General features: G+C 54.6%; 10 protein-coding genes. 5 read left to right on the top strand and 5 right to left on the bottom strand.

All coding sequences use genetic code 11. The features are described from left to right. Positions 1 to 18: 18 nt before the first annotated feature. The 5 genes from selB to ACHH0Z_RS21650 form a co-directional block, all read right to left on the bottom strand. Complete coding sequence (selB, locus tag ACHH0Z_RS21670; protein ID WP_045409030.1) at positions 19 to 1866, bottom strand: selenocysteine-specific translation elongation factor; 1848 nt, start codon at positions 1864 to 1866, stop codon at positions 19 to 21. Beyond that, positions 1863 to 3248, bottom strand: a complete 1386-nt coding sequence (gene selA / locus ACHH0Z_RS21665; RefSeq protein ID WP_045409028.1) for an L-seryl-tRNA(Sec) selenium transferase — start codon at positions 3246 to 3248, stop codon at positions 1863 to 1865. The genes selB and selA overlap by 4 nt, the downstream gene beginning before the upstream one ends. Before the next feature lie 104 nt (positions 3249 to 3352). Then, complete coding sequence (locus ACHH0Z_RS21660; protein WP_008502731.1) at positions 3353 to 3961, bottom strand: glutathione S-transferase; 609 nt, start codon at positions 3959 to 3961, stop codon at positions 3353 to 3355. Between the two features lie 90 nt (positions 3962 to 4051). Continuing rightward, on the bottom strand, positions 4052 to 5188 hold the full coding sequence (locus ACHH0Z_RS21655) for an HlyD family secretion protein (RefSeq protein WP_021242439.1): 1137 nt from the start codon (positions 5186 to 5188) through the stop codon (positions 4052 to 4054). A 2-nt stretch (positions 5189 to 5190) separates the two neighbouring features. Further along, positions 5191 to 5547, bottom strand: a complete 357-nt coding sequence (locus tag ACHH0Z_RS21650) for a DUF3302 domain-containing protein (RefSeq protein ID WP_008502729.1) — start codon at positions 5545 to 5547, stop codon at positions 5191 to 5193. A 658-nt stretch (positions 5548 to 6205) separates the two neighbouring features. Between ACHH0Z_RS21650 and ACHH0Z_RS21645 the strand changes: the two genes are divergently transcribed. From ACHH0Z_RS21645 to ACHH0Z_RS21625, 5 genes are all read left to right on the top strand, one after another. Beyond that, the gene (locus ACHH0Z_RS21645) at positions 6206 to 8113 is read left to right on the top strand and encodes a PTS mannitol transporter subunit IICBA (protein ID WP_021242437.1); all 1908 of its coding nucleotides are present in this window, start codon (positions 6206 to 6208) and stop codon (positions 8111 to 8113) included. A gap of 100 nt (positions 8114 to 8213) precedes the next feature. After that, positions 8214 to 9362 (top strand): mannitol-1-phosphate 5-dehydrogenase, encoded by a 1149-nt coding sequence (mtlD, locus tag ACHH0Z_RS21640; RefSeq protein WP_023345214.1) that lies wholly within the window; start codon positions 8214 to 8216, stop codon positions 9360 to 9362. Then, on the top strand, positions 9359 to 9949 hold the full coding sequence (gene mtlR, locus ACHH0Z_RS21635; RefSeq protein WP_008502725.1) for a mannitol operon repressor MtlR: 591 nt from the start codon (positions 9359 to 9361) through the stop codon (positions 9947 to 9949). The genes mtlD and mtlR overlap by 4 nt, the downstream gene beginning before the upstream one ends. A gap of 58 nt (positions 9950 to 10007) precedes the next feature. Next, entirely contained in the window at positions 10008 to 10370 is a 363-nt protein-coding gene (locus tag ACHH0Z_RS21630; protein ID WP_008502724.1) for a YibL family ribosome-associated protein, read from the top strand. 265 nt (positions 10371 to 10635) lie between these two features. Beyond that, positions 10636 to 11535, top strand: a complete 900-nt coding sequence (locus ACHH0Z_RS21625) for a DUF4011 domain-containing protein (RefSeq protein ID WP_052672921.1) — start codon at positions 10636 to 10638, stop codon at positions 11533 to 11535. The last annotated feature ends 109 nt before the right edge of the window (positions 11536 to 11644 follow it).

The following is an 11644-nucleotide window of genomic DNA, read 5'->3' as shown; positions in this document are numbered from 1 at the left end:
CGGTGTTTACGACGGAGGTCACGGAGTTTCAGGAAATAATAACGAATCGCGCAACAGATGATCGTTACCGCGACGGCGGGTAAAGCCGATGCGGTTGAAATACTCCAGGATCTGAATCGCCAGCTTGCGGCCCACGTTCAGCCGATCGCGGAAATCCGCTGCGCAGGTCGAGCCGCGCGCCTGATCCAGCTCGCGGATCAGGTTGGCAAACGCCACAATGCGATCGTTACGGTAGTAACGATCTTTCACGATCGCGACGATTAGCCCCTGCTGCGCCGCATGGCGCAACACCTGCCGCATCAGCTGCTCTTCGGTATTCGTTTCGCGAGCCAGATCCCGAACCCACCACGGCTCATCGCCAAACAGCGGGGCTACTTTTTGCCATATCGCCTCCTGATCTGCGGTGAACCCGGCCTTGTGATCCGGCAGGTGCAGCCAGCCGTGGTGGCTTTTAATCACCCCGCTTTCGCGCATGTTTTCGATCAGCAGCAGCACCAGCGCATCGTCTTCCATCGGCAGCGCCATGCGTCGCAGACGCTCACGGCCCGGGCCTGGCTCGTCCTGATGCTGTTCGTGGTAAATCGCAAGCGTGTTCAGTATCTTACGCTGCCATTGCGCAGCAACCGGGGCATTGAGCAGGCTGTCTCCGGCCTGTATAAAGCCCGGCTCCTGGGTCAGCTGGCGTAAGCCTTCCCCGCTCAGCTGGCGTGCCCATGCAAAATCACGCAGACTCACCGCCCCGCGATCGAGGTGCACCCGCAGCGCGGCGTTATCCTCTTTGGCCTGCGCCAGCGCGGCCAGCCACTGCAGATATTCCGGCTTACGCTTGCCGCGTCGAGGTGGGTTAAGCGCCACCACGCGCGCCCCCGCCAGCGTTTCCCTTGCAGAAATGTCACGCAGTACCAGACGATCGTTGTCTGCCAGCCAGAGCGGCGAATCGAATACCAGCTCGGCAAGGTCGTTTTCCAGCAGCGACACGCGCCCGGTGATATGGCTGGCCGCGTGGTGAATATGCAGCGGCTGCCATTGGGTCAACGGTATGTGTGTCTGCAGGGAGACAATCACGCGTTCAGACGGTTCCGGTGGAGCATCGGCCAGCAGCCAGTCTCCGCGGTTCAGCTGCTCTTTTTCCGCATCCCCGGCAATGTTCAGCGCGATACGTTGTCCGGCGTGGGCACGGTCAGCGGGCTGGTTTTGTGCGTGCAGTCCGCGCACGCGCATCGGTTTATTCACGCCCGTCAGCCAGAGGGTATCTCCCACGCTGACTTCACCGCTCAGCGCGGTGCCGGTTACGACCAGCCCCGCACCTTTTACGGTAAAAGCCCGGTCGATCGCCAGACGAAAGCGGTGATGGCTGGCGTGAGCGCGTGATGAAAGGTGCTGTAAATGGTGGCGAAGTTCGTCGATACCACGCCCTTCTGTCGCCACGGTGACAAAAAGCGACGCATCGGCAAAGCCATACTCCCGTAAGGTCGCCTGGACCGTTTCGCGCACCTCGCTGACGCGCGCGTCATCCACGCGATCGGCTTTGGTCAGCGCCACGGTCAGCTGCGGGTTGCCGGTTAGCTGCAGGATCGCCAGGTGCTCGCGGGTTTGCGCCATCACGCCGTCATCGCAGGCCACCACCAGCAGGGCATGATCGATGCCGCCCACGCCCGCCAGCATGTTAGACAGAAACTTTTCATGCCCCGGCACATCAATAAAGCCCAGCACGCGGCCATCAGGCTGGGGCCAGTAGGCATAGCCCAGATCGATGGTCATGCCGCGCTTTTTCTCTTCCGGCAGGCGGTCGGCGTTTACGCCGGTAATCGCCTGCAGTAACGTGGTTTTTCCGTGGTCAACGTGACCGGCGGTGGCAATAATCATTTCAACAACATCTCCAGAAATCGCTCTTCATCTTCAAGGCAGCGCAGATCCAGCCACATTCGGCCGTCGTAAATCCGCCCGAGAACCGGCGTCGGCAGGCCACGCCAGCGTGACGACAGGGCTTCAAGATGGCTACCGCGCCCGTCACGCGGCGTGAACGTCAGCGCCTCACTCGGCAGCCTGTCCACCGGCAGCGAACCGCTGCCAATCTGCGACTGGCAGGGCTCAATGCGAACGTCAAAATCGGGGTAGTGCGGGGCGACGCGCGGCAGCAGTAACTCGGCCTGGGCGCGAATCGAGGCGGCATCCCGGCTTAACAGACGCAGCGTGGGCAGGCGGTCGGCCAGTTTTTCGGGGTAAAGATAGAGCCGCAGCGTCGCCTCCAGTGCGGCAAGCGTCATTTTATCGGCGCGCAGGGCGCGCTTGAGCGGATGCTGCTGCAGCTGCGCAATCAGCTCGCGCTTGCCGACGATAATCCCGGCCTGCGGCCCGCCCAGCAGTTTGTCGCCGGAAAAGCTGACCAGGCTAACGCCCGCCGCAATCATCTCTTGCGGCATCGGCTCTTTTGGCAGCCCGTACAGGCTCAGATCCACCAGCGAGCCGCTGCCGAGATCGGCAATCACCGGTATATTCAGTTCGCGCCCAATCGCCGCCAGCTCCGCCTCTTCAACCGTTTTGGTGAAGCCTTCAATATGGTAATTGCTGGTATGGACCTTCATCAGCAGGGCGGTATTTTCATTCACCGCCGCGCGATAGTCTTTCGCATGGGTACGGTTAGTGGTACCCACCTCATGCAGCGTACAGCCCGCCTGGCGCATCACGTCAGGAATACGAAACGCCCCGCCAATCTCCACCAGCTCGCCGCGGGACACCACCACCTCTTTGCCGCTGGCGGTGGCCGCCAGCATCAGCAGCACCGCTGCGGCGTTATTATTCACAATGCAGGCATCTTCCGCGCCGGTCAGCTGGCACAGCAGCTCCGCCAGCGCGCGGTCGCGGTGCCCGCGTCCGGCGCCGTCCAGATCGTACTCCAGCGTTACGGGCGCTTGCATGGCCTGCACGACCGCGGCAACGGCCTCTTCCGCCTGCTGCGCGCGCCCCAGGTTGGTATGCAGCACGGTTCCGGTCAGGTTTATCACCGGGCGTAATGCGCTTTGCGCCTTCTCATCCAGCCGCTGTTCAACTTCCTGCTCCCACGCGCTACACCAGGCGGGCAAGGCGTTTTCTGCCTGAATCGCGCATCGGGCTTCGTCCTGAAGCAGGCGTAACATTTCCACCGTCGCGGTATGGCCGAAACGCTCAGCAACAGTATGAATGCGGGGTTCGCGAAGAAGACGGTCGGTAGCGGGGATCTGGCTGTACAGCGAATGATGAGTAGTCATGAAGGCGCCTGGCGAGTAAATATCTTCCCCCCTCCCGACGGGAGAGGGAGTTAACATGTGGGGGGGATTGTACCGCCTCCGACGGCGAAGTGTTATAACCCGCGTCAAGCCTTTGGTGGTTCGGTACGGGCAAAGCTCTCGCGGCTAAACAGCGTGTCTGCAAGCTTCACCAGCAGCGGACGGTCGACGCACCAGCCCGGGGAGACGTGGCGGAAGTTGAGATAACCAATCGCGCAGGCGATGGCGATGGTCCCCAGGTTCAGGCTGTCGGTGTCGATCTTTCCCTCCCGGATAAGCTGTTCACACCTGTCCAGGCTGCGGCTGATTTTTTCCCGCTGGCGTAACAGTTCCGTTTCCGACTGCTGGGCAGCGGGCCTTGCCTGTTCCCGTACGGAGGTTAACGCCGCATCCATAATACCGTCGGCCAGGGCTTCGACCTGCTTCACCGCCAGCGCCGCTTTTGGGTCAGCAGGCAGCATAGCCGGGGCAACGCCCAGCAGCTCAATGTACTCGGCAATTATTGGGGAATCGAACCAGTACTCGCCCTCGTCCGTGACCAGCGCCGGGACTTTTCCCAGCGGGTTGTACTGCGCAACGCCGTTTTCCGCGTTGTAAGGCTGTTCATTCACAAATTCAAATTCAATCCCCTTCTCCAGCAGGAGAATCGAGATTTTTCGCACGAAGGGACTGGTGTAGCTGCCGATGAGTTTCATTGCCTGATCCTTAATGCCGGAAAAAAGTCAGTATGGATCAAGCGATGAAAAAAGGGCAGGTCTGCATGTCGCATTCCTGCCCTGGAAGGATTAGTGATCGAGGTAGAGGTAGTGCATCCAGCTGGTCATACGCAGCAGTACTTTACGCATGACCGAGACGTGGGCGAAGTGGTCCGAATAGACCGCCACCTGGGCATAGATACCGTCCGGCAGGGCATCGACTTCAGCGTCAGGGCTCAGCTCGATGATGGCCTGCACGCCATCCGTGCCCGGCGTGACCGTCAGCGACTGGAGCGCACCCTGCGCCTGATAGGTTCCCCCCGGCACCACCGGCAGAATTGCGGTGAGCTTCCCGGAGAATACCTGGCCCGGCAGGGCGTTAAACACCACTTCCGCTTCATCGCCCGGTTTCAGACGCAGCAGCGAGTTCTGGCGGAACTGGGCCACAATCTGACGCTTCTGTTCAGGAATGAAGACCATTACCGGACGCAGAGGCAGCGCGGCGGCATAGGTCCCCGGACGGATCAGCACCTGGGTGATGTAACCATCGCTCGGCGCACGCACTACGGTCTGGTCCAGGTTATATTTGGCTTCGGCAAGCTGGGCACGTAACGAAGCAATCTGTGACTGCTCGCCGTTCACCATGCTGTCTAACTGGCTTTGAATCTGCACCTGCTCAGCCACGGAGCCTTTCACCATGGCATCCTGTGCCAGATAGTTTTGCCGCGCGTTGTCGATATCGCTTTCAGAGAAAGGATTCACCTTCGCCTGGCTGCCTTTCAGGTAGCGCTGATAATCTTTATAGAGGCGATCGCGCTCAGCGGAGACGCGTGTGGTATTGGCAACCGCTTCCGACAGCTGCGCTTTCAGGTTATCGATATTGTGCGTCGCGGTCACCAGGTCAGCCTGGAGTCTGTCGACGCGCGCCTGGTAGCGGCCAGGATCCAGTTTAAATAACACTTCGCCTTTTTTAATAAGCTGGTTATTTTTATCCGTAACTTCACTGACCACACCGGTCACCTGCGGCGTGATTGGAATAGAAATAACCGCTTTTTGCGCCGTAAAGGTATACGGATGGTTATAGTTCATTAACAGAATAAGACCGGCAACAATAAATACGCCGCCTAATGTTGCGGTGGCAAGCGTCCACTGGTTGACCGGAATACGGAATATTTTAAAAATGGCCCAGGCAAATGCCACGTAGGTCAAAATAATCAACAGATCCATGATTAGCGCTCCAGCGTGTTCTTATCAGCAGTGGGCTGTACTGCAGCCAGCTTTTGTTCGAGTTCCGCCACGCGTTTGGCCAGCGCATCCATGCCCGGAACTTCATCAGGCTTTGTGATGTGGTTTTGCATGCCCCAGCCGCGATCTTCGCGGTACAGCGTGGCCCAAATCCACAGGAATGGCCAGATGGCATGGAGTGTAAACAGGCTAATCCAGCCTGCCGTATGAATGGCATCGGCATGCGGATGGTTACGCTTTTTGGCCATATTATAAGGAATATCATGGATGGCGATGATTCCGTAAAAGAGAACCAGAAATACAAAAATCAATACGCCCAGCGCAAAATAGTTGAGAAACATATTCTCCTCACTTAAACAACGTCAACTCATTAAATTAATAAAACGGTACGCAACCTAATTAATTTTTTTTTAAACACGGGGATGTGCTTACTATTTCCGAGCCGGGGAGTATGAGTTTTTATAATATCTCCATGCAAGTTTATAAGCGTGTCAAAATATATCCTGAATAATAATAGACTTAACCTTACAATATGAGCGTAATCCACCTTTTAACTTTTCGCCATACCACACATCAAAAGTGGTTTTTTAGCTTATCGTGTCGTGCCATATCATCCTGGCGCTGAAACGCGAAGCAGAGTTTGCCGCCGATCACAGCCGGAGAAATCTGCATAAAAATATTTTGTGAAATCAGTCACAATCCAGAAACAAACACGTCATGACAAAACGTGACGGTAATCACACAAAGGGGTGGATTTTGCTTTTTTTATCGCCATCGTATTTTTTTTGCCCACTTATTTTGTGATTGAGATCACTTCATTGACATCCCTACCCCCTGCCTTTACGTGACACACATCACATAAATTTTCCCTGTCTGGACAGTTGAACGATTCAGTGCCAGATTTCACAGCATCAGAACAGGGCCCGGCTACCTCTGCCGCCTCATTAACAATAAACCTCGGGCCATAAGCCTAAGCGTAAACAGAAGAAGGGGTGTTTTATGTCATCCGATTTCAAGATCAAAGTTCAAAGCTTTGGTCGTTTCCTCAGCAACATGGTGATGCCAAATATCGGCGCGTTTATCGCGTGGGGTATCATCACTGCATTGTTCATTCCGACAGGGTGGTTGCCTAACGAAACGCTGGCGAAACTTGTTGGCCCAATGATTACCTATCTCCTGCCGCTGCTCATCGGTTTCACCGGGGGTCGTCTGGTGGGCGGTGACCGTGGTGGCGTCGTGGGTGCCATCACAACCATGGGTGTTATCGTCGGTGCGGATATGCCGATGTTCCTCGGGGCGATGATTGCCGGTCCTCTGGGCGGTTGGGCGATTAAGAAATTCGACGTCTGGGTTGATGGTAAGATCAAATCCGGCTTCGAAATGCTGGTGAACAACTTCTCTGCGGGCATCATCGGGATGATCCTCGCCATTCTGGCGTTCCTCGGCATTGGCCCTGCGGTTGAAGTGCTGTCTAAAGTTCTGGCGGCAGGCGTAAACTTCATGGTGGCGCATGAGATGCTGCCGCTGGCGTCGATCTTCGTTGAACCGGCGAAAATCCTGTTCCTTAACAACGCCATCAACCACGGTATCTTCTCGCCTCTGGGCATTCAGCAGTCACACGATCTCGGCAAGTCCATCTTCTTCCTGATTGAAGCCAACCCGGGTCCAGGTATGGGCGTACTGCTGGCGTACATCTTCTTTGGCCGTGGCAGCGCAAAACAGTCTGCTGGCGGTGCGGCGATCATCCACTTCCTGGGCGGTATCCATGAAATTTACTTCCCATACGTGCTGATGAACCCACGTCTGATCCTGGCCGTTATCCTCGGCGGTATGACCGGCGTGTTCACGCTGAGCGTCCTGGGCGGTGGTCTGGTTTCTCCGGCCTCTCCGGGTTCTATCCTGGCGGTACTGGCGATGACGCCAAAAGGCGCTTATTTCGCGAACCTCGCAGCTATCTTTGCGGCAATGGCCGTCTCCTTCGTGGTCTCTTCTATCCTGCTGAAAACCAGCAAGGTGAAAGAAGATGATGACATCGAAGCCGCAACCCGTCGTATGCACGACATGAAAGCCGAATCCAAAGGCGCAACGCCACTGGCAGCAGGTGATGTTTCTAACGACCTGAGCCACGTGCGTAAAATCATCGTTGCTTGTGATGCCGGTATGGGTTCCAGCGCAATGGGTGCAGGCGTGCTGCGTAAGAAAGTGCAGGATGCGGGCCTGACCAACATCTCCGTGACCAACAGCGCCATTAACAGCCTGCCGCCGGATGTTGACCTGGTGATCACGCACCGCGATCTGACCGAACGCGCCATGCGCCAGGTGCCGCAGGCACAGCACATTTCGCTGACCAACTTCCTCGATAGCGGCCTGTACACCAGCCTGACCGAACGTCTGGTTGCCGCGCAGCGTCACGAAGACAACGAAGTGAAAGTGCGCTCCAGCCTGCAGGACAGCTTTGACGAGAGCAATGCCCACCTGTTTAAGCTGGGTGCGGAAAACATCTTCCTCGGTCGTACCGCGGCCACCAAAGAAGACGCGATTCGCTTTGCCGGTGAGCAGCTGGTGAAAGGCGGCTACGTTCAGCCTGAATATGTCGACGCGATGCTGGAACGCGAAAAACTGACCCCGACCTATCTGGGCGAATCCATCGCGGTGCCGCACGGTACGGTTGAAGCGAAAGATCGCGTCCTGAAAACCGGCGTCGTATTCTGTCAGTACCCGCAGGGCGTGCGCTTCGGTGAAGAAGAAGATGACATCGCCCGTCTGGTAATTGGTATCGCCGCTCGCAACAACGAGCACATTCAGGTGATTACCAGCCTGACCAACGCGCTGGATGATGAAACGGTTATTGAGCGTCTGGCGAACACCACCAGCGTTGAAGAAGTTCTGGCTCTGCTTAACAAATAACGGTACTCCTCCCTCTCCCCCCGGGGAGAGGGCTAGGGTGAGGGGAAAACGTTCCTCACCCCAGCCCTCTCGGGTAAAAACATTGATGAAGGTTAACACTATGAAAGCATTACATTTTGGCGCAGGTAATATCGGTCGTGGTTTTATCGGTAAACTGCTGGCAGACGCGGGCATTACCCTGACATTCGCCGATGTGAATCAGGTCGTCCTGGATGCCCTGAATGCCCGTCATAGCTATCAGGTCCATGTGGTGGGCGAAAACGAGCAGGTTGAGACAGTATCTGGCGTAAACGCGGTCAGCAGCATCGGCGACGACGTTATTGACCTTATCGCCAGCGTCGATCTGGTCACCACCGCCGTGGGCCCGGTTGTGCTTGAGCGCATCGCCCCTGCGGTCGCGAAAGGCCTGGCAAAACGTAAAGCGCAGGGTATCGACACCCCGCTGAACATCATCGCCTGTGAAAACATGGTGCGCGGCACCACGCAGCTGAAAGGCCACGTTCTCAACGCTGTGGCAGATGAAGATAAAGCCTGGGTGGAAGCGCACGTCGGTTTTGTGGATTCCGCCGTTGACCGTATCGTCCCGCCGTCAGAATCTGCGACCAACGATCCGCTGGAAGTGACCGTGGAAACCTTCAGCGAGTGGATCGTCGATAAAACCCAGTTTAAAGGCGCGCTGCCGACCATTCCGGGAATGGAATTAACCGATAACCTGATGGCATTTGTCGAACGCAAACTCTTCACGCTGAACACCGGGCATGCTATAACCGCGTACCTCGGAAAATTGGCCGGTCATCAGACCATTCGTGATGCGATCCTCGATGAGAAGATCCGCGCGGTGGTAAAAGGGGCAATGGAAGAGAGCGGCGCGGTGCTGATCAAACGCTACGGTTTTGATGCTGAGAAACACGCAGCATACATCCAGAAAATCCTCGGTCGCTTTGAAAACCCGTATCTGAAAGATGACGTTGAGCGCGTGGGGCGTCAGCCGCTGCGTAAGCTGAGCGCGGGCGACCGCCTGATTAAGCCGCTGCTGGGCACGCTGGAATACGGTCTGCCGCACGCCAACCTGGTGAAAGGGATTGCCGCCGCGATGCACTACCGCAGCGAGCAGGATCCACAGGCGCAGGAACTGGCTCAGCTGATTGATACCCAGGGCGCGCAGGCTGCGCTGGCGCAGATTTCCGGTCTGGACGCCAACAGCGACGTGGTTGTGGAGGCGGTTAACGCATACAACGCAACCAAATGATGCAGAATGCGGCGCAGGTAATCCTGCGCCCTGATTACAGATTGTCAGATATGCAGGCAATAATGGAACAAACCCAGGCCTTTGAAAATCGTGTGCTTGAGCGTCTGAATGCTGGCAAAACCGTACGAAGTTTCCTGATTGCCGCCGTCGAGCTGTTAACCGAGGCGGTGAATATCCTGGTGCTTCAGGTGTTTCGCAAAGACGACTACGCGGTAAAATATGCTGTAGAACCGTTACTGGACGGAGACGGACCGCTGGGCGATCTATCCGTGCGTCTGAAGCTGATTTATGGTCTTGGCGTGCTGAACCGACAAGAGTATGAAGATGCGGAGCTGCTAATGGCGCTGCGCGAAGAGCTCAACCATGACGGTAACGAATACACCTTTACCGACGATGAGATCCTGGGGCCGTTCGGCGAGCTGCACTGCGTCACCGCGCTCCCTCCGGCACCGCAGTTTGATAACAGCGACCCGGAGCTCTACGCGATGCAAAAGCTGCGTTATCAACAGGTTGTCCGTTCTACGATGGTCCTTTCCCTGACTGAGCTGATTTCCCGAATCAGCTTAAAAAAAGCGTTTCAGAAGTAAGCCTGCTCACATTGGTGTATCCTTCCCTGTAAATTCCCCGTTTTCAGAGTTATTTGTCATGAAAGAAGTCGAAAAGAACGAAATTAAACGCCTGAGCGACCGCCTGGATCTCATCCGCCATCAGATGGCGGGCCTGTCGCTGGTCGATTCCGCCGAGAAATATGCCGAGCTTGAAAAAGAGACCGCAAAGCTGGAAGCGGAGATTGAACGCCTGCGCGAGGTTAAAGGCCAGAAGCTGAGCAAAGAAGCGCAGAAGCTGATGAACATGCCGCACCGCCGTGCGATCACCAAAAAAGAGCAGGCCGACATGGGCAAGCTGAAGAAAAGCGTCCGTGGTCTGGTGGTGGTTCACCCGATGACCGAGCTTGGCCGCGAAATGGGCCTGAAAGAGATGACGGGTTTTTGTAAGACGGCGTTCTGATACTTAATCTAAGTAAAATTTTATACAAGCCAGCCCAATATATTCATCAGAAGAATGTATTGGGTTTTTTAATGTCCAAAACTACAGGATTACTTCCCGTAAATGTAAACAAGCAATAGTGAAATCTGCAGGTTCACAATTCTCATTCTTGAGAGTAAAGTGGACATTCATTTCTTTCGATCTAACTAATACACACGGCACGTCATTGAAATATAACATATTTCATTGGCATGATGGTATGTCATTGCATTAGGTTATAAATTTTATGAATTCTACTGAGAGCTCTACCTTTCAAAACAGCGCCCTTTCTTTAGAACAAAAACTTGAAAAAGCCAGGGCTGAACTTCTGGATTTGGGGGCAAGAAACCGCTTACTAAACATTCCGCGATCGAAGAATACACGTTTCCTGGAAGTGATTGATGAGCGTTCTGAACTGGTCTACAACCTTCTGTTTAATGAAAAAAAAACGTTCACATTTTTGCATGGTAAATCAGGTAAAGAAGACGACCAGGAGACTGAAGATGGTCTTTCAGACGAAAAAGCTTTTATTTATCAATTTGATGAAAAAAACACCGAAATCAAATCGCAGCATCTTGATACTAAACTGCAGACTCGTTTAACCCCTAAAGGGTTGCAAACTCGATTACTTGATTTGTACCACGACTCCAAAACGCTTGAAGAGGAGCAAGGCGCAAACATTCTTTTCCTGGCACTGGGCACATTGAAGTGGGTAGATCCCGCCAATAAAGAGAATTTCCGTTATGCTCCTCTGATACTAGTGCCAGTAAGTCTGGAACGCGGTAGTGCTGGAGAAAGATTTAAACTAAAAGCACGTTCAGAAGACATCATTCCTAACCTCTCTTTGGAAGCATTCCTTGAACGCGTACATCAGATCACATTACCTGTGATGCAATCTGATGATGATGAAATTAACATAAGTAGTTACTTTGAAGCTGTACAGCAATCAATAGCTTTGAAAACAGACTGGGAAGTTATAACAAATGACATCATCCTTGGTTTGTTCTCATTTTCTAAATTTTTGATGTATCGAGATCTCGATCCTGCAAACTGGCCCGATGATGAAGCTATTACATCAAAATATCTTATTCGCGCCCTCATGGAAGAAGGGTTTGATGAAAGCGATGGACTGAATCGCCACGGATAATCTAGACACTTCTGAGCCGTTGATAATATAGGTTTTCATATTCAGCCGGTGGCATCTGCTCGCTCGAACCATGCCGACGCTTACTGTTATAAAACATTTCGATATAATC

Origin of the sequence: Enterobacter cloacae complex sp. 2024EL-00227, assembly GCF_043945315.1 — a bacterium.
Taxonomy (GTDB): domain Bacteria; phylum Pseudomonadota; class Gammaproteobacteria; order Enterobacterales; family Enterobacteriaceae; genus Enterobacter; species Enterobacter roggenkampii.
The sequence above is the reverse complement of the archived record's forward strand: the minus strand, read 5'-3'. Positions and strand labels throughout refer to the sequence as shown.